The sequence below is a fragment of the Lactiplantibacillus sp. YT640 genome (assembly GCF_049745435.1).
GTDB classification, from domain to species: domain Bacteria; phylum Bacillota; class Bacilli; order Lactobacillales; family Lactobacillaceae; genus Lactiplantibacillus; species Lactiplantibacillus plantarum.
This window is the reverse complement of the sequence record NZ_JBMNVY010000011.1, coordinates 19,190-38,790: the sequence shown is the minus strand read 5'-3', so window position 1 is coordinate 38,790 and position 19,601 is coordinate 19,190. Positions and strand designations below refer to the sequence as shown.

At 46.8% G+C, this 19,601-nt stretch carries 16 protein-coding genes; 6 read left to right on the top strand and 10 right to left on the bottom strand.

Features of this window, described 5'->3' with window-relative positions; translation table 11 throughout:
- The first annotated feature begins 10 nt into the window (after window positions 1-10).
- Both ACOV1R_RS08780 and ACOV1R_RS08775 read left to right on the top strand, forming a co-directional pair.
- Window positions 11-1,021 (top strand): extracellular solute-binding protein, encoded by a 1,011-nt coding sequence (locus ACOV1R_RS08780; protein ID WP_003645079.1) that lies wholly within the window; start codon window positions 11-13, stop codon window positions 1,019-1,021.
- Window positions 1,018-2,703 carry an ABC transporter permease gene (locus ACOV1R_RS08775; RefSeq protein ID WP_003645080.1) on the top strand — a complete coding sequence of 562 codons (1,686 nt, stop codon included), beginning with the start codon at window positions 1,018-1,020 and terminating at the stop codon, window positions 2,701-2,703. The genes ACOV1R_RS08780 and ACOV1R_RS08775 overlap by 4 nt, the downstream gene beginning before the upstream one ends.
- A 118-nt stretch (window positions 2,704-2,821) precedes the next feature.
- On the opposite strand, the gene ACOV1R_RS08770 is transcribed toward ACOV1R_RS08775, so the two are convergent.
- From ACOV1R_RS08770 to ACOV1R_RS08730, 9 genes are all read right to left on the bottom strand, one after another.
- Window positions 2,822-3,322, bottom strand: coding sequence for a universal stress protein (locus tag ACOV1R_RS08770; RefSeq protein WP_003645081.1), 501 nt, complete (start codon window positions 3,320-3,322; stop codon window positions 2,822-2,824).
- Between the two features lie 90 nt (window positions 3,323-3,412).
- Entirely contained in the window at window positions 3,413-4,270 is an 858-nt protein-coding gene (locus tag ACOV1R_RS08765) for a MetQ/NlpA family ABC transporter substrate-binding protein (protein WP_015380333.1), read from the bottom strand.
- Between the two features lie 18 nt (window positions 4,271-4,288).
- The gene (locus ACOV1R_RS08760) at window positions 4,289-4,960 is read right to left on the bottom strand and encodes a methionine ABC transporter permease (protein WP_021357115.1); all 672 of its coding nucleotides are present in this window, start codon (window positions 4,958-4,960) and stop codon (window positions 4,289-4,291) included.
- Complete coding sequence (locus ACOV1R_RS08755; protein WP_064578218.1) at window positions 4,960-6,027, bottom strand: methionine ABC transporter ATP-binding protein; 1,068 nt, start codon at window positions 6,025-6,027, stop codon at window positions 4,960-4,962. Before ACOV1R_RS08755 ends, ACOV1R_RS08760 begins: the two co-directional genes overlap by 1 nt.
- A 635-nt stretch (window positions 6,028-6,662) precedes the next feature.
- The gene (locus tag ACOV1R_RS08750) at window positions 6,663-7,388 is read right to left on the bottom strand and encodes a DnaD domain-containing protein (protein WP_015380331.1); all 726 of its coding nucleotides are present in this window, start codon (window positions 7,386-7,388) and stop codon (window positions 6,663-6,665) included.
- A 77-nt stretch (window positions 7,389-7,465) separates the two neighbouring features.
- Window positions 7,466-8,761: an asparagine--tRNA ligase gene (asnS, locus tag ACOV1R_RS08745; RefSeq protein ID WP_015640374.1), complete on the bottom strand. Its 1,296-nt coding sequence runs from the start codon at window positions 8,759-8,761 to the stop codon at window positions 7,466-7,468.
- A gap of 20 nt (window positions 8,762-8,781) precedes the next feature.
- The gene (locus ACOV1R_RS08740) at window positions 8,782-9,981 is read right to left on the bottom strand and encodes a pyridoxal phosphate-dependent aminotransferase (RefSeq protein ID WP_016511714.1); all 1,200 of its coding nucleotides are present in this window, start codon (window positions 9,979-9,981) and stop codon (window positions 8,782-8,784) included.
- A gap of 22 nt (window positions 9,982-10,003) precedes the next feature.
- Window positions 10,004-10,504, bottom strand: a complete 501-nt coding sequence (locus ACOV1R_RS08735) for a DUF5590 domain-containing protein (RefSeq protein ID WP_003644363.1) — start codon at window positions 10,502-10,504, stop codon at window positions 10,004-10,006.
- A 65-nt stretch (window positions 10,505-10,569) separates the two neighbouring features.
- Window positions 10,570-13,374, bottom strand: a complete 2,805-nt coding sequence (locus ACOV1R_RS08730) for a helicase C-terminal domain-containing protein (RefSeq protein WP_003645087.1) — start codon at window positions 13,372-13,374, stop codon at window positions 10,570-10,572.
- A gap of 844 nt (window positions 13,375-14,218) precedes the next feature.
- On the opposite strand from ACOV1R_RS08730, the gene mvk reads away from it, so the two are divergent.
- From mvk to fni, 4 genes are all read left to right on the top strand, one after another.
- Window positions 14,219-15,157 carry a mevalonate kinase gene (mvk, locus tag ACOV1R_RS08725; RefSeq protein WP_003640469.1) on the top strand — a complete coding sequence of 313 codons (939 nt, stop codon included), beginning with the start codon at window positions 14,219-14,221 and terminating at the stop codon, window positions 15,155-15,157.
- 25 nt (window positions 15,158-15,182) lie between these two features.
- Complete coding sequence (gene mvaD / locus ACOV1R_RS08720) at window positions 15,183-16,160, top strand: diphosphomevalonate decarboxylase (RefSeq protein WP_003644361.1); 978 nt, start codon at window positions 15,183-15,185, stop codon at window positions 16,158-16,160.
- A 50-nt stretch (window positions 16,161-16,210) separates the two neighbouring features.
- Complete coding sequence (locus tag ACOV1R_RS08715) at window positions 16,211-17,302, top strand: phosphomevalonate kinase (protein WP_003644360.1); 1,092 nt, start codon at window positions 16,211-16,213, stop codon at window positions 17,300-17,302.
- Window positions 17,303-17,373: 71 nt separating this feature from the next.
- The gene (fni, locus tag ACOV1R_RS08710; protein ID WP_003644359.1) at window positions 17,374-18,420 is read left to right on the top strand and encodes a type 2 isopentenyl-diphosphate Delta-isomerase; all 1,047 of its coding nucleotides are present in this window, start codon (window positions 17,374-17,376) and stop codon (window positions 18,418-18,420) included.
- A 156-nt stretch (window positions 18,421-18,576) separates the two neighbouring features.
- Here fni and ACOV1R_RS08705 read toward each other — a convergent pair whose 3' ends face one another.
- Window positions 18,577-19,590 (bottom strand): aldose epimerase family protein, encoded by a 1,014-nt coding sequence (locus ACOV1R_RS08705; protein WP_003644358.1) that lies wholly within the window; start codon window positions 19,588-19,590, stop codon window positions 18,577-18,579.
- Window positions 19,591-19,601: the final 11 nt, after the last annotated feature.

Here is a 19,601-nt window from a genome sequence, read left to right as displayed (position 1 = left end):
GTTGACTCACATGTCTAAAGCAGCAATTATCACATTATCCACGCTCGGCGTGCTCGCAATTGGCACGTCGCTTTATGTTAATCAACATCAGAAAAAAACGTTAACCGCCAATGCGCAAACCAGTCAACAAGTCTTAACAGTATACGCTGCTGGACCTAAACCCCTTTCTGATCAAATCATCCACGGTTTTGAAGCCAAAACTGGCATTAAAGTCAAAAGTTTTGACGGCACGACCGGGAAAATTTTAAGTAAGGTCAAGACCGAGCAAGGCAATCCCCAAGCTGATGTGCTGATTTTAGCTTCAATGGCCGCTGGCGTCGATTTACAAAAGAATGGCCAGCTATTAACCTATCAGCCTTCTCAAGCTAAACACCTGAATAAACAATTTAAAGATACTAGCCACCAGTTGATCAATTACAGTGCTTCGGCAGTCGGCATCACCTACAATACGCAGCACATCAAATCGGCACCGACAGACTGGTCTGACTTGACAACCACTCCGTATCGCAATCAAGTGACCATTCCGGACCCCCAAACCTCTGGTTCTAGCTTGGACTTCATTAACGCTTATCAAATGAAACACGGTACGCAACTACTTAAAGCCCTTCAAGAAAACGGTGCCGATATCGGGGGTGCTAACAAGGAAGTACTCGATGCAGTCATCACTGGCCAAAAAATCGCCGTCTTTGGTGGGGTCGATTACATGAGTCTAACAGCTATTAAAAAAGGCGAAAAAATTGGTTTCGTTTATCCTAAGAGTGGGACTTTGGTCAATCCACGACCGGCGATGATTTTGAAGGCTAGTCGTCATCAAGCCGCTGCCAAACAATTTATTGACTATCTCTTATCAGCTAAAGTTCAAAGACAAATTCAAAAAAGTAACTTAATTCCGGGTACCACGAGCACTTTGACCGATCCACGCAATGGCGAAGCCATCAAAGCCTACACGGTCAATTGGACCAGTGCCAACGCGGCCCTGACTAAAAACGTTGTCGCATTCAATCAGGTCTTTAGCCAATGAGTAATCATCAAATCCGCTTGTCCTTATCAATCATCACCAGTTGCTTGTTGGCAACTCTGATTATCGGCCCGTTAGTCGCCCTGATTGGTCAAACACTAGTCGGGCAATCGCCAAGCCAGCTATGGTCACAACTGACGCAGCCAACCAACCGTGTGAGCATTCAACACAGTCTGTTCCTCAGTGGGGGCACGGTCGTCGGGACAACCCTGCTAGCCACCCCTTTGGCATGGATCATGACGCACACCCGTTTAACAAAGCTCGCCTGGTTGCATTGGCTCTTGTTAGTGCCATTCATGACACCACCATATATTAACGCGATGGGCTGGTTATATTTCTTTCAACCACACGGATTACTGGCTCAGCTTAATCCGAGTTGGCACCACCAATTTCAGTGGCTATTTTCACCGTTCGGGATGGTCATTATCATGAGTCTGCATTTGTATCCCGTGGCATACTTAGGCTTACGCGCAGCCCTCATGCAATTCAACCAGCGCTGGCTTCAAGCGGCCGAAGTTCATGGGGTCAACACCTGGCAACGACTAGTGCGAATCACATTACCAATCATGTTAGTCCCATACTTAGCTGTATGGATTTTAGTCTTTACCAAAACCTTGGCTGAATTTGGAACGCCAGCCACCTTTGGTCGGAGCATCCACTTCGAAGTTCTGACGACTACGATTCAAAAGGACCTCAACCAGTGGCCCTTAGATTTCCAAAACGGGGTACTCACCGGCACCCTCCTACTGACCATTGCCCTGATTGCCTGGGGTATCCAGCAATGGTTGTTACGCCGGCCAGCTGTTAAGTTCACCGGACAACGGTCAGCGTCACAATATCGGCAGCTTGGAGTGACAACATTAGCAGGCACTTTCGTCACCCTAGTCATCAGTATTGCTATTGTCCTGCCATTCAGTGCCATCGTGCTCCAATCGCTACTCAAACAACGCAGTCTTGGTTGGAGTCCGTCTAATTTGACACTTGTACACTATATAGACCTCTTACGCTTTGATAGTCCTGCCTGGCAGGCCATTGTTACGACCGTCGGATTGGCATTACTGATTAGCAGTCTCAATGTGATCGTTGGTTTATTCTTGAGCGTTGGGAGTTTAACAAAACGTTTTCCCAAGTGGCTGCGACAGTTATGTCATACCTTGGGCGCATTGCCACTCGCAATTCCAAACGTCGTCTTAGCATTGAGCTTAATGATGCTCTTTTCACAGGTGCTGGCGTTCACCAAATTATACGGCACCCTAACCATCCTCCTGATCGCGGATGTCACCTTATTTCTACCAACAACGGTGCAATACTTGACGACCGCCCTCAAGGCCTTTGACTCGGAATTGCTGGCTAGCGCACGCATCTTCGAACCTAGTTTCGGCCGCATTATCCTAAAAATTGCACTTCCGATTCTATGGCCCGCGCTACTCAACAGCTTTGTGATGGCTTTCATTGCCACGAGTCGTGAATTAGTCGTTGCCCTATTGTTACTGCCTTCCGGTATGACGACCGTTTCAACATTTATCTATCAATCGTTCGAACAAGGTGAAGCGGCCGCCGGTATGGCCCTAGCGGTATTAACGGTAGCACTGACATTCATTGGACTGATTGCAGCTAATCACCTGCAATCAGCTACTAAGCCAGTACGCCAGCCAAACGGCATCAGTTGGCACTCAAATCGGTAATCGTCAGTAGCGGAAAACGACTTTGTTTTTTCGTCATCGCCTATCCCAAACTAAAAAGGCTGGTCGCACGAGCGTCAATGTTGACGTCGTGTGACCAGCTTCAATCATCACTGACAAGTTATTTAGAATCATCGGCCGAAACATCACCGGTTTGTTCAACCTCTTCAGCTTCATCATTCGGCATGTTAACAACGGTGACGTTAGCCTCCGTATTACGAACAACATACGCTGTCGTTGAACCTAAGAACAGGCGAGAAATCGCATTAGTCCCAGAGCGACCAATCACGATCAAATCAATATTTTGAGCCTTGGGAACATCGACCGCAATTGTCACTTTGGGTACCCCAGTTTGCCGAATTGTTTCGGCGTGCAACTGATGGGCTGCAACTTGATCCTGGGCCCGCTCCAACAGTTTCTTACTCTGGGCTTGATCAAAACTCATCATATCTGGCGCCGCACTCGTAAAAACATCTGGACTGTAGACGCCAAATCGATTAACATCGATGACATTCAATAAAAATAACTGGGAGTCAAAAACCTTCGCTAAGGCAATCGCATGTTCAAGTGCATAATAAGCATTATCGGAACCATCTAATGGGACTAGGATTCGTTTATACATGGTTGAGACCTCCTGATAAGTTCAATGAGTTACAACATTTATTATCATAATCATAACTTATCTATAATCATCCAGCACCCAATATGCTTATTAATTGTCAAAATAAGATAGCGGTTTATTGATGTTAATCTTAGTACCGTAATATTTTTGCTTGATATACTTTTGAATATCCGCCCGATGGTAAAGTTTAACTAGTTTAAGATAACTAGCACGATGCTCGTTCTTAGCGGCCGTTGCTAAGATATTAACATTATCCCTAGTACTCTTATTCAGACTTTCGTGGAAAATCGAATCCCGTAAAACGTGTAAATGTCCTTCCAAAGCAACCGTATTCGAAATCAAAACTGCATCGACACTTTTAATGATCCGGGGACCAGTAGTATCATCGATCTGTTTGAATTTCAGATGACGGGGATTGCTTGTAATATCCTTCACTGAACCTAAGACACCAAAATTAGCTGCCAGTTTGATCAGGCCCGCTTTTTGGAGCAGTAACAAGCCTCGCGAAGCTTGTGAGGGATTGTCAGCAATTGCAATCGTAGCGCCATCCGGAATTTCATCAACGCTTTGATATTTTTTGGAGTAGATTCCCATTGGTTCCAAATAAGTCGTTCCTAACGCCGCCAACTTGGCCTTGGGATTCTGCTGATTATAAGTTTGGTAATATGACCAGGACTGAAAGGCGTTCACATCAACGTTACCGTCCACCGTGGCCTTGTTCAGCTGAACACCATCCGTGATTTGTTTAACCTTAATCGTTAAGCCCATCTTTTTGGCATCTTGGCTTTTAGCAATGTGCTGCCAGACTTCATAGTCCGATCCCATTGATCCGACCGTAATCGTGGCACTCTGTTGTGTACGGGCCGAATAACTCGTTATTTCATGTAATCCCACACAAATACCAACAATTGCAGCAATACCAATCAACCACCATGCTAATCGTTTCATCGGCTAATTCCCCCTTTATTAATGATGTGTGACGCTCTTAACGAGCCAATCACCAAACAGCTGTACAGCAAAGACTAAGATCAAAATGATGATCATTGCGACAAACGTCACGTCGTTTTCAAAGCGAGCGTAACCAATACTGATTGCAATATCACCCAAGCCGCCCGCACCGATCGCACCAGCCATCGTCGTCAGACCAATCAGGCTAATCACCGTCACGATTGAGACGCGAATCAAATCAGGTAGTCCCTCTTTCAAATAAACCCGAAAAATAATTGCAATGGGACTAGATCCCATGGACTGAGCAGCCTCAACGATTCCTTGGTCAACATCGAGTAACGCATTTTGCACTTGCCGGGCATAAAAAGGAAAAACACCAAAAACTAGTGGGACTAACGATGCCGTGGTCCCCACCGTTGTTCCGATTAAATAGCTGGTCAACGGCGAAATTACGGCCAACAGAATAATAAATGGCACCGAACGGAGTAAGTTGGTTAGCTTGTCTAACACTTGATACGAGGGGCCATCAGCTAAAATGCCATGGGGCTGTGTCACCACTAACAGTACCCCTAAACCCAACCCCAGTATTCCTGCAACCAGCGCGGAAACTGCGGTCATATAGAGGGTCTCTAACGTTGCTTGAATAAATTCAGCTTTCATTTGTAAGACATTCGGAATTAATGCTGTCATTAGTCCACCATTCCCTTCACAACTTCTTCATTGATAATGCGAGTGTGGACACCTTGAGCCGACATATTAGTGACCGCCACATTGAAGGCCGTTAAATCCCCCGTAATAATCGCAATCATGTCACCAACATTTTGACCATCGATCTGGTCGATATTGGCAAACAAAATGTTAACGTCGACCCCCAGCGTCTGCGATAACTGCGAGACAATTCCCTGCTTTGTTGATTGACCAAAGAATTTGAACGCAATCAGCTCTTGGTCCGCTGCTAATTCACTCAATTTAATCGTTTTCGTGATTCGCTGAATGGCGGCCCGAACATTGGTAGATGTTTCCACAAAATCAACGGTCAGAGGTGCTTTGGGGGCTGTAAAAACCTCAGCAACGGGGCCCCGCTCAATAATCCGCCCATCAGCCATAACGGCGACATGATGACAAATACTCTTGATGACTTGCATTTCATGCGTAATGAGGACAATGGTAATCCCTAGCTCGCGATTGACCCGTTGTAGCAACTCAAGAATTGCCGCCGTGGTCTTTGGATCAAGCGCACTAGTTGCTTCATCAGAAATCAAGATTTGCGGGTCAGTGACTAGTGCCCGTGCGATTGCCACCCGTTGTTTCTGCCCACCAGATAATTTATCTGGGTAGGTCTGCGCATAGTCCGTTAACCCAACGAGCTTCAGTAGCCGTAATGCTTTGGCGCGTCGGTCCTGTTTACTAATTTTTTGACCCAATAATGGATAAATAACGTTTCCCAACACGGTCCGTGATTGCATCAAGTTGAAGTGTTGAAAAATCATCCCAACGTGTTTCCTGGCTTGACGTAATGCAGCTGGCGATAGCGTTTGTAAGGCCTGGCCATTGACGACTACCTGGCCCGTTGTCGGTGACTGTAATAAATTGATCACCCGTACCAAGGTACTTTTGCCAGCGCCGGAATATCCAATAATGCCATAAATATCACCCGTCTGGATCTGTAGATTGACATCTTGAACCGCGTGAACGACTTGGTGCCCGTCGTCAAAAGTCACTGCGATGTCTTTTAAATCAATGATTGCCTCTGTCATAGTCTGCTTCCTCCCATTAAAAAACGCCCATCGTCTCTAATCTGATTATCAGATTAAGGACGAATGGACGTTTTTCCGTGTTACCACCTTACTTCAAATGACCCTCACAGGCCACCGCACTTCAAGTACCGCCACTGAAAATTCTTAGCGAGACTCTAACCGCATAACGGGCGTAGCCGTCAACGCTTAACCCCGTCAGCTCAGCGTTGAAACTTGCATTATAAGACCATCTTCAACGTTGCGAAATGGCTACCTCGCACCAACCGGCAGTTCTCTAAGGCATTCCAACAACGGCTACTCATCTTAGACGTATTTATTAATATATTTACTTGGTTGTTTACAGTATTGCGCTATTTTAATGAGAAGTCAACATTTAATTATAACCATTTTTTAATTTATAGTGGTGCCCACTGATTTTGGTCCAATGATGTGCATCCCACCGGCTTACCAGGACAGGAAATCCTGGTGGTCCTGTTTTAACCTCAGTACGCTGCGCCAATGACGTGGGCAAACGCCATTGATATGAAACAACGACTAACCCATCCCGAAACAAAGTGGTAGCGACGCCTCGCACAGGCAATCGCCACCACTTTATTTAAAATCAGTTTTCCCCGATAAGCTTTTCAGCACAGTGTTTAAGACTGGTCTTCACCTAATTTGAATAACGGAATCTTCGGACCAGCATTTGCGCCCGTCTGGTGTTGTGGTTGCGGAGCGGAATTCAAGCGTTGCTCAATACTGCGTTGGCGCTCTGCTTCCACCTGGGCAGCCGTTTTTAAGTTACGCTTCTGCCAGTTCAACAGAATTCGGTCCATATACGTCAAGTTATAGACTTGACGCAGAACTGCTTCCCGCAATGCCAATTCGATAACTTCCGGTTCATAATGGTCTTCGTCGAACCACTTACTAATACTTTCCATTTCGATCGGTGATAAGTCACGGCCAAATTCCGTCTGAATTGCCCGAAAAACCTTTTGCCGACTGTTTTCACTCGTGGCTTGTTCCGAAGCTTGAGTGCTAACTGGCTGCTTTTTGAGCGCAACTGCTAACTTATCATACAGGCCGTCAAAATTATAACGGTCATGAATTTTTTGGTCATCAGCCGTGATCGATTCAATCGTCAGCAATTTTTTGGCTAACATTTCATGTAGCCGCTGAAAAACGGCATTTGTCGATTCACCTAAACTCTTGGCAATTACCGCAGCATCTGGGAATTGATTACCCTGATCAATTAACCGTTTGAACTGCAAATAAACCAATAATTCATCGTTTGTGACCCCAATTTCACGATAGTGGGCCAATAATGCGTTCGCAATGGTCGTTTGACCATCATTCACTAACGCGGCAGCTAAGGACTCCATCTCGTTATCATCCTTTCACTATTAAGAGCGTGGGACTAGGTCCCACGCTCTTAATAAAAATAACCTTCAATTAAAGTTTACGGGTAAATCCGGTTCAACAACCGTGGGAACGGAATTGTCTCCCGCACGTGATCTTCGGCCGTAATCCAAGTCAAGAATCGCTCGAGTCCCAAACCAAAACCAGCATGAGGAACACTACCATACTTACGTAAATCTAAGTACCAAGCATAGTCGTCTGGATTTAAGCCGGCTTGTTTGATCTGGTCAAGTAAGTAATTGTAATCAGTTGCTCGTTCTGACCCGCCAATAATCTCACCATAGCCTTCTGGGGCTAATAAATCCGCACAAATCACCACGTCGTCCCGGGTTGGATGCGGCTTCATATAAAATGGCTTGATGGCTTTCGGGTAATTCAAAACGAAGACGGGTTGATCGAAGTGATCAGCCAAGAAGGTTTCTTCTGGTGAACCAAAATCAACACCCCAATCCACGTCAAAGTCATTTTCTTTCAACAATTCAATGGCTTCATCGTAACTGATTCGTGGATAAGGTAACTTGGTGTACTTCTTCAACGTTTCAACATCACGACCTAAAATGTCGAGTGCGTATTGACAATGATCAATCACACCTTGAACAAGAAAGGCAATATAACGTTCTTGAACTTCCAAACTTTGTTCTTGATGCATGAAAGCCATTTCTGGTTCAATCATCCAGAACTCAATTAAATGCCGCCGAGTCTTGGACTTTTCAGCCCGGAATGTTGGGCCAAAAGTAAAGACCTTTCCGTAGGCCAAAGCTCCGGCTTCGGCGTATAACTGACCACTCTGTGATAAGTAGGCATCCCGATCAAAATATTCAGTATGGAACAATTCAGTTGTCCCTTCAGGTGCACTCCCAGTCAAAATTGGTGAGTCCATCTTAATGAAACCTTCTTGATTAAAAAATTCATACGTTCCGCGAATGACTTCATTACGAATGTTCATGATTGCCCATGGCCGCTTAGAACGTAACCATAGATGCCGGTGATCTAGTAAGAAGTCCACCCCATGTTCCTTAGGCGTAATTGGGTATTCTTCACTTTCACCAACGACTACAATGTCTTCAACTTCGATTTCATAACCGAACTTTGAACGACTGTCTTCATGAATCACACCCGTAATCCACATACTGGCTTCTTGCTTAACTTCCTTAGCGAGTTCAAAAACTTCTTCGCTAACTTGGCTCTTAACAACGACACCTTGGAAAAAGGCGGAGCCATCACGTAATTGTAGGAAGGCAATCTTACCACTTGAACGTTTATTAGTGAGCCAAGCCCCAATCTTTACTTTTTCGTCGACATGGTCCTTAGCATCGATAATGTTGATCTGTTGCACCATTTACTTACATCCTCCAATTACTTTGCTTGTTCAGCAATTTTTTCTGTCATAAATTTTTGTAACCGTCGATGGGCCTCTCGCAAGGAATCGATATCAGTTGCATAGCTTAACCGTAAACAACCGGGCATGCCAAACGCCTCTCCAGGCACTAAACCGACATGGGCTTCTAATAACACTGCCGTCACAAAGGCCGGTGCATCTGCATAGCCTGTTAAACGCAATGCTTCCGTAATATCTGGGAACAAGTAAAAGGCTCCCGCTGGTTTGCCAGCAGGCATCTTAAACCCAGGTAAACGCTCGATCAGTGGGTATAGTTCGTTTAACCGCGCTTCAAAGCCCTGACGCATCGTTTCAACAGATGATTGGTCACCACTAAAAGCTTCAATCGCAGCATATTGTGATACGGCGGCTGGGTTGCTAGCAGCGTGACCTAACACGACCCCCATCTTAGCCATGATGGTTTGTGGCCCGGCAGCATATCCGATACGCCAACCAGTCATGGAATAGGCTTTTGAAACCCCATTGATCAAAACCACGTGATCCATATTAGCATCATCTAATTCTAACACGGATGTAAATTCATTACCGTTATATAATAACTTTTCATAAATTTCATCCGCAATTACCAAAACGTCGTGTTCAACGGCCCAATTCACGATCGCCGTCAATTCTGCACGGCTGAAAACCAGACCGGATGGATTCTGTGGCGAATTCAAGACTAAGGCCTTCGTCTTAGGCGTCCGCTGCGCTTCCAAATCAGCAGTGGTAAACCGCAACTGTTCATCGGTGCTAACTTCGACTGGCACACCACCAGCTAATTTAACTTGCTCCGAATAGCTGACCCAGTATGGGACTGGTAATAACACTTCATCGTCGGGATTCAGAATAACTTGGAATAACGTAAACAACGCCATTTTTGCGCCATCCGTTACGACGATCTGATTAGGATCAAAATGGTAGTGATGGTCAGCCTCAATTCGCTGACTGATGGCTTGTTTTAAAGCTGGTAATCCAGTTGCCGGTGTGTAGAAACTCGCTTGACCATTTTGAATACTATCAATGGCTGCTTGCTTAATGTTATCCGGGGTCTGAAAATCCGGTTCACCGATTCCTAAATTGATAACGTCAACGCCGTCCGCCATCATTTGCTTGGCAGTCGCACTGATCTTCAATGTCGCTGACGGTTGAACCTGCATTACTTTACGCGATAATTCCATGTACATCCGCACTCCTTTAACCTTAAATGTTAATAATTGATTTCAGCTGGTTTCCATTAGAATACTGCAAAATTTCATAACATAAATTCTTTTTCTGGTTCAAGTACGTAATTTCCCACACGACCGTCCCATCATACTTCCCAAGCGTCGCTTTGATAACCTTGCTAGGATTGCGTTTAGACCAGACCTTTTTCAAGGCTTTCGTACGTGAAATCCCAGCGGACTGTTTGATAACGGTCGTTTTATGATGTTTATTCGCGTTAATTAACGCGTATACCGGAACATTTTTACTCGACGTTCCCGTAACGACGTAATAACTACTGGTGCCATTGTACTGTGAAAAGGCCGTCGTGGTCTTTAGCTTGCCCTTGCTGACGGCCAGACTATACGCCGTCTTCTGGGCTTGGTGCATTGGCCGTTGTGCGGCCCATAACGTGCCATAGACCGCCACGATAATAGCTAAAATGACGACCAGAATAATCATAATGAGTCGCTCAGGGCGCCTTCTACGTTGAACTCGCATATGCTCTTCCTTTCAAAAACAGATAAATTAATTATAGCAAATTTAACTGATTGCGGAATGGTTTCTTACTTAGTTTTGAAAAAACTTTGAAGTTCCTGCGTAATCATCGTCAATGAACCGGTTGCGGGCGGCAACGTTTTCGGTAAAGCTTTAAGAATCGTCTGCCCGTATCGTTTCGTCATCAAACGGTCATCGAGAATCACCGCTGCCCCTCGGTCTTCATCCGTCCGAATCAACCGGCCGATTCCCTGACGTAACTTCAATGCCGCTTTCGGTAACGCTTCGTTATAGAACGGATTGAGTTGTGCTTGCCTTAGTTGTTGATAACGGGCCTTGGTTGTCGTCTGGTCGGGCGATTCAAACGGTAATTGCGTGACGATCAACAATTCCAACTGTTCTTGTGGCAAGTCGATCCCCTCCCAGAAACTACCGGCACCCAGGAGAATGGCATCGTCCCCCTGCATAAAGCGCCGAAGCAGCTTTTCACGACTACCATTGACGCCTTGAGCCAAAATTTCGCGATCACCAGGTAGATCCGTTTGATGCAAACTGTAAAAGACTGCTTCAATCATATTCAGTGAATTGAACAAGACCAACGTTTGCTTAGGCGCTGCCATCACGATGTCGTGAATCGCATGCGTCAAGTATGCCACGCGCTGCTTGCCACTGGGTGCTTCCGCCGCAGTAGCATCCGTAGCGACGAATAGCCGTGCCTGGTGTTCTAAATCAAACGGTGTTGATAATCGGTGATGCTTAGCCGTTGCTTGGTCAATATCCAATTGCGAATAAACGTACTGAGATTTCCCAGTGGCAAATAGCGTGGCACCAGTTAATAGTGGCGCACTGAAGTAAGGATATAGTTGCGTCTTAAAATACCCTTGCGTATCGATCAAGCTACCCGCGAGCGTGAGGCTGCCGCGATCATGCCATTGATTAAGGCTCACCCAGAAGACCCGTTGTTCCCGCGAAGCTGGCACTAACCACGTTTGTAATAACTCATAGCCCTGACGGAGATGTTGAAGACGATTGTCAAAGTCGTCGAGGACGTGTTGTTCACTAGGCAAGATTTGCGATTGATCATGTTGATACTGCTCATTTAATTGTTGAAACTGTAAAAAACAGTTTTCGATGGCCGTTTGTAATTGTTTGATCAGCGGATTGTGGGCCGCAAAGAAATCAGTCAACTGATCCGTGGTGATTCCTAATTCAGCAGGCTGATTGCCGCCCTTTTGTGCTGGTACAAACGTTCTAGCTAGCGCCGCCTGCAGTTGTTGCAGGTGTAGGTCAGTATCATTCAATGAATTATCTAATAATTTCAGACGATAATCGGCCTGTGGTTGTTCCGCGAACAGTGCCCGTAAATTTAGACTATGTTCCGTGTCAATGCGACTGATCAAGCTGTGGCAGGTCGCCATGTAGCCATTGAAATCAAAGGTCTGCCGTGAGTCACGAACGACACCATCTGCCAGATGCTGGGCCTCATCAAGAACCAGCAGTGGCCGCTCTTGACGGCTACCCAATTGGGCCACGTGGCGCATCAGGTAGGCATGATTGGTAATGATAAAAGTCGCTTGCGCGGTCAATTGATCCCGAAAGCGTAAGAAATCTTCTTTAAAAAACGGGTCATCAGCTTTCAACGAGGCCACGCCATGATGGGCGATTTCGCTAAAGTACGGCGCTTGATACGTGCTCAAGTGCAATTCATCCAGATCACCAGTCGTTGTCATCGTCAACCACACTAGCACGCGCAACTTCAATAATTGCGTTTGCTTCGAATGTTCATGCAACGCCAAGCCACGGGCAAACCGGTTTAAATCAACGTAATGCTGATTACCCTTAATCACAACCGCCGTCACAGGATTAGGCAACAACTGATTCAACAACGCCACGCCCTGATCACGTAACTGCGTCTGTAAGACCGTCGTCGCCGTGCTAACGACCACCTGTTGACCATCCTGTGCCAAGTAGGCAAGTGGCAGCAAATACCCGAGTGTTTTACCCGTTCCGGTCGGTGCTTCAATCAACAATGGTACTTGTTCAGCAGACTGTTTTGAGTAGTGCCGATAAATCTGGTTCATCATCCGGGCCTGTTGTGGCCGATAAGTCAAGCGATCACCAAAGATATGCTGCTTTTGTGCTTTTGTCAACGGATAGCGTGCCGCTTTACGACCCGCGGCTTGCTGTGGCAATCGCTGTTTACGCAGAGCGAGCCCGTTTTTGATCACTAAGTCAGTTGGTAACTGCTGTGGATGTTGTTTGCCCTGTTGAAAGGCGTATGCAAACAAGTCAGCCGTTTCACGTGGTAACTCCGGTGCTAATTGCACCATTTGTTGTAACGTGATCAATGGTAAGTGTGCGAGCCGCTGTTGTAACGTGATAAACAAATGGGCCGTAGCAATTGCATCACTATCCGCAGAATGCGGATGATTATGGTCAATCGCAAGCAAGTGACTCAAGTCCCGCAACCGAAAACTCGAAGCAGTCGGTAACAGAATTTGGCTAAGAGACACAGTGTCAACGGCCTGAATTGGTAGTTCTGGATAACCGACACGCTGCAATTCTGAATTGATAAATGGCAGGTCAAAGTTCACGTTGTGGGCGACAAAAACAGTCCCTTGTAATAAGCTGTATACCGTACCAGCCAGATCATCAAAGGGTGGTGCTTTGCGCACCCGTGCATTGCTGATCCCCGTTAAATTCTCGATAACGGCCGGAACCGTTGTTAACGGATTAACGTCCGTGGCAAATGTATTAATTATTTTATTATTCTTAACAAACGCGCAACCGATTTGAATAATCCGGTCGCCGTCCTTCACACTAGTTCCAGTAGTTTCAATATCAACTACCGCATAAGTTGTGTTTGGTTTCATGGTCATTTCCCCAAGTTATGGATTGTAAAGATGTTCATTAGATTGGTTACCGCTTGAATCCGTCATCAACACTAACGCTGATGTTCGACCAACTAATCGATCTTTATGGCATATCACGTGCGATGTGTTTGTAATCAGACTGAAGGCTGGTCCAAGTAGCGCTACACTTGGTCTCGACCACTAACTTTAACGGTTCGTCGGTCAGCCCAACTTAGCTGAGTTCAACCTACTAAACTGTGCCAGTGACACAAGTCGTCCTGATGACGCAAGCCGCTTGGCTCATCCTCCACACCGATCGTCACACATACGTCACGTCGATCATTGTAAATTATAGCATATTCGGCGTAGGGAACTCAGCCCGACCAACTCTTAAGCCAAATTCGTCAGTCTGAGGACAACGGGCAGAGACTGGTCAAGAGTATGATTGAGCAACGATAAAGTTCATGAAAGTGTCTCGGCGTACATCTGCCATAACACAGTCAGCTGAGTACGCGCGCTTGAATAGCCGGCACTGCTACCCAAAATTTACTTTCCTAATTAGTGAATTCTGGGCCACGTAGTCCGTCACAAGCAGCTCAACTTCTTTTTCATCATTATCGGACTGATTTCTAATCATTTACTAATTTTAACATAGTAATCGATCTTCGTCTGCCGTTGATAACCAGTCTGTCCATACGCCCCTCACGTGAATGATTTAATTTAATTAAATTGTTACTTTCCAAACCAGTTTAACTTACATTTCAACTGAATTCAGCGCGTTCGCCGGGGTTAGCATGGCAAAAGAAGTGCTAATAAGGTATTATGAAGCTATTATTAATCTACTTACAGAAAGGCAGCGACACGATTGAAAGATCTAGCTACCGGTACTAGTCATGCCAAAATTATTTTAATTGGCGAGCATGGTGTGGTTTACGGACAACCCGCCATTGCCTTACCGATTTCGACCATCCAAATGCAGGCCATTATTCACCGCCGTGATGCAGCGCAGACGGTCAAAAGCCGTTACTTCAACGGCGACTTTAAGATGATGTCTGCCAACTTAGGCGGTATTCAGACGCTCATTAGAACCTTGCTTGCACGTTTTGATGCCCCCGAGCAGGGCTTCGATATTCACATCACGAGCGATATTCCCTCTGAACGCGGAATGGGGTCCTCAGCCGCAGCGGCCGTGGCCGTAACGCGGGCTTTTTATGATTTCTTCGACCGACCACTCTCCCACCAAGAATTATTGGCCACTGCCAATGTGGCGGAAAGTTACACGCATGGTCAACCCAGCGGCCTAGACGTTGCGACGGCCAGTGCCAAAAGTCCCGTCTGGTTTGTCAAGGGTCGTGAGAACTTTCCGATTCCGGTAAAGCTTCCCGGCTATTTAGTCATCGCGGACACGGGTATTAAAAGTCAGACCAAAGTTGCAGTGGCGACCGTTCGCAACTTACTAATGGTTGAGGGCGCGACGATTCAAGCACGCATTGATGACTTGGGCCGATTGACTCGTCAGACCCGAACCGCGCTTGAAGATGGTGACATGGGGGCCCTGGCAACAGCCCTGAATGGTGCGCAAGATGACTTACGTTCCATGGGTGTCAGTCATCCTGCCCTTGAACAACTACTCGCAGTGGCTCGCCAAAATGGTGCACTCGCTGCCAAATTAACCGGTAGTGGTCAGGGCGGTTGCTTGATCGCGCTCGCTCCGGAAGCCAGCATCGCCAACCAATTATCACAAAAATTGGCCGCAGCCGGTGCGACTGCGACTTGGGTCGAACCACTTTTGTGCGATGACTAATTTTAATTTTGGAGGAAAAGACATAGTGAAAACCGTTACGGCAAAGGCCCATACTAACATTGCGTTAGTTAAATATTGGGGGAAAAAAGATGCGGCGCTGATGCTACCACAAAATGGGAGTATTTCGCTGACCCTTGATCACTTCTATACCCAGACCAGTGTGACCTTCGATGAGCATCTCGATACTGACCAAATTTACTTTAACCATCAACACTTACCCACGGGCAAATCAGCACGAATCAGCCAGTTCCTCGACCTTATTCGCCAGCGCAGTGGTCAAACCAACTATGCAACGGTCAAAACTGAAAATCATGTGCCGACCTCAGCTGGCTTAGCCTCTTCCGCCTCCGGATTCGCGGCCTTAGCAGGGGCTGCTAGTCGTGCGGCTGGCTTACAACTAGATGCGGCTGATCTATCACGACTAGCACGCCGTGGCTCAGGTTCTGCGACCCGCTCAATTTTTGGCGGTTTTGTCGAATGGCATGCCGGCCATGATGATCAGAGTTCTTACGCGGAAGTCTTACAAGACCCGGTCGATTGGGACATTCAAATGATCGCCGTTGTTTTGAAGGCCACCAAAAAGCCAATCAGCTCAACGGACGGCATGGCACGGGTCGTCGCGACATCCCCCTACTATCCAGCTTGGATCACCACGGCTGAGACGGACTTGAAGCGAATGCGCCAAGCCATTGCCGATCGTGATCTCACTACTGTTGGCCAAATTGCTGAAACGAACGCAATGCGAATGCACGCGCTTAATTTGAGCGCTGAACCCGCCTTTAACTACTTCACCGCGGATACACTGACGGCTATTCAAGCAGTCAACGACTTGCGTTCACACGGGATAAACTGTTATTATACTTTGGACGCTGGCCCAAACGTCAAAATCATTTGTGCGGGTCAAGATACCGACACCATTATGACCGGGTTACAACAACATTTTGACGCTGATCAATTAATCGTCGCTAAACCAGGTCCAGGTATCACGATAACGGAAAAATAATTCAGTTTAATTTAAAATGATCAGCGATGGTCATGAAAGGATATGATGGCATGATAACGGTGAAAGCCCCTGGAAAACTCTACATTGCCGGTGAATACGCCGTAGTGGAAAGTGGTTATCCAGCAATTATTGTTGCACTAGATCAATTTGTGACGGCAACGATTTCACCTAGCGAAACGATTGGGAGCATCGTTTCTGAGCAGTATCAAGAAAACTCAATCGTCTGGCGACGTCAGGGAGACGCGATGGTTTTTGATAATCGTGACAATCCCTTCCATTATATTTTAGCAGCGATCAATCTCACTGAAAGTTATGCCCATGAATTAGGGCGTGAACTTGGTGTTTATCATCTCGGTATCAATAGCGAACTCGATAGTGCTGATGGTAAAAAATACGGTCTCGGCTCTTCAGCAGCAGTGACCGTGGCAACCGTCAAAGCACTATGTCAGTTTTACCATTTACCGATGGATAAAAATAAACTGTTCAAATTAGCCGCGATTGCCCATCTATCCGTGCAAGGCAATGGTTCGCTTGGTGACATTGCTGCCAGCGTCTATGGTGGCTGGATCGCCTACCATTCATTCGATCGGCAATGGTTACACCTACAACAAGCTCAGTCAAGCTTAAGTGATTTGTTGACAATGCCGTGGCCCGACCTAAAAATCGAGTTACTGACCCCTCCAGCAGCCTTACGTTTGATGATTGGTTGGACGGGTTCACCGGCCTCCACATCACACTTAGTCGATAAAGTGGCTTTAGTCAAGGCGAAGCAACGCAGCGAATACCAGACCTTTCTAAAAGCCAGCAAAGCTTGTCTAAAACGTATGATCACTGGTTTTCATCACAGTGACTTGCACGTGATTCAAACCGAGTTGCGAACGAATCGTCAACTACTTCAGAAATTGGGCGATTTCAGTCACGTGACGATTGAAACACCCCTGCTGCAGCGTATGATTCAACTCGCCGAAAGTGCTGGCGCGGCCGCAAAGACTTCGGGCGCTGGTGGTGGTGACTGTGGGATCGTTTTGATTGATCAAACCATCGACCCACGACCATTATTAACTGCGTGGGCTCACGATGGTATCGAACAACTTAACTTAAACGTGCATACGGTTCAGGATACCGTTTTACCAAATTCTTAAGCAGTTTATTGACGAGCCTGGCAGCCTTGCCGGACTCGTTTTCAGATTCTAAATTAATTGGAGGTGGCACCGTGCCACAAAGTCAACAATCTCATCGGAAAGATGAACATGTTTCGTTAGCTGAAAAGTATTTTCATGGCGAACAAGCCAATGCCTTTGACCAGGTCCGGATTCGCCACGACGCGTTGCCGGAAACTGCCGTGGCCGACGTCGATTTAGCCACCACCGTTGGCCAGTGGCATTGGGACAGCCCCCTCTACATTGAAGCGATGACTGGGGGCTCACAGCGAACGGGCGAAATCAACGCTCGTTTAGGCCGCATCGCTGCAGCTTGTGGCTTACCGATTGCGACCGGCTCTCAAAGTGTCGCCATCAAAGATCCCCAAGTAGCCCCCACTTTTGCCACGATGCGTGACCACAATCCGAACGGGCTGATCTTTGGCAATCTTGGTGCCGGCCACCCGTTATCTGCGGCCCAAACAGCGATTGCAATGCTCCAGGCCGATGCGCTCGAGCTCCATCTCAATGTCGTTCAAGAAATCGTCATGCCAGAAGGCGATCGTGACTTTCATTGGCTAACTAACATTTCGGACTTAGTCCAAGCCTTAACGGTACCAGTGATCGTCAAAGAAGTGGGCTTTGGTATTTCCCGCCCCACGATGCAACAGCTCTACGCTGCCGGCGTACGCTACCTAGATTTAGGCGGTCACGGTGGGACTAACTTTGTCGACATTGAGAATCGCCGACGTGCTAACCGCGATATGGCCTACCTTCACGACTTTGGCCTCACCACGGTTGAGTCCTTGCTAGGCGTTCAGAACCGACCGGATGATCTCACGGTCTTAGCTGCTGGTGGCGTTCGACAGCCACTCGACATCTTAAAAGCGTTGATGTTAGGCGCTGACGCGGTCGGCATGGCTGGCACCGTGCTACACGCTTTACTCCATCATACGGACGACGAAGTCATTGCGATGCTGACGGATTGGCAGTCGCAATTAAAACGCCTATTTGCACTCGTCGGCGTAACGCGTGTTGATCAATTCAAAAGTAGCCGTATTCAGGACAAGATTCTGTTATCACCTGAACTTGTTAACTACAAGCAATCGATTAAAGATTAAAACAAAGCGTGTCATCACAAACTACGGAATGTCATTCTATACTTGTGATGACGCGTTTTTGTTATAACCAAGTACACCAAAAAAGCAGTGTGCCCCTATGGCAAGCACTGCTTTTTGATCGTGGTAAAGAAAATAATTTCCATCATCTATTGATTGCTATTTTGACACGTATTGGTAGCGGTTCACGTACGTCCGTGGCTGACCAGCCCGTAGAACAACATCGCCAAAGCCATGATGATTAATAGCATCCGGCAAGGTTTGCAATTCCACGGCCAGCGCATGGTAGTCCCCTAAACGATACGACTGCGTTCGTTCGGGATTAGCGGTAAAGATAACTAAACCATTGCGATCCGTGTTGATGAGCAGTCGCCCGTGAGTCGTTGCCAACACGCCAGCGGGTTCATCCTGGTGGTCAAGCACATAGCAATCATCGTATTCCGTCCTGCCAGTTTCTTGGATCAATCGATCGAGCTGCGATTGAATCGTTGGCTGCTCACGAAAGTCATACGCTGGTGACGGGACGTAGAAGACGCCGGTCGGAACCTTCTCGTGATTCGTATGAACTAGCTTGGTCGAGTTGATACGTAATTGCTGGGGATTAATCAGTGCGGCCTGACCATCAAGATTAAAGTAAACGTGACAGGTCGGATTGAATAACGTATCAGCAGTGGTCACCCCGTGATAGCTGATTTGAACCTCATCATCGGCCGTTAACGTATAGCTTACAGTTACCGTCAAGTCGCCTGGAAAACCATCGTCAGCGCTCGCTAGCGTTGTCGTCAATGTGACAGTGTCGCCATCAGGATCAAAACGAGCTCGAAAATTATGCGTTTGTAAGCCATGATTGCCACCGTGTAGCAAATGCTGGCCGTTATTTGGTGGTAAGTGATACGTCTGCCCATTCAAGGAAAACGTCGCGTTACCGATTCGGCCAGCAACTCGACCCACTGTTTTGCCGACTTGATAAGGCGTCTCGATATAATCCGCCAAGTTATCAAAGTGAAGCACTAATGAGTGTGGCTGGCGGTCGACCTGCACTTCGAAGTCATACCACGTTGCCGCATAACTCAACACTTTTAGTTTGCTATGATGGATATTTTCAATCGTGTATAAATAGACTGACTCGCCTTGATACACACCAAATGGTACTGCAGAAATCGTACGCCTCATTCCCTTCGATC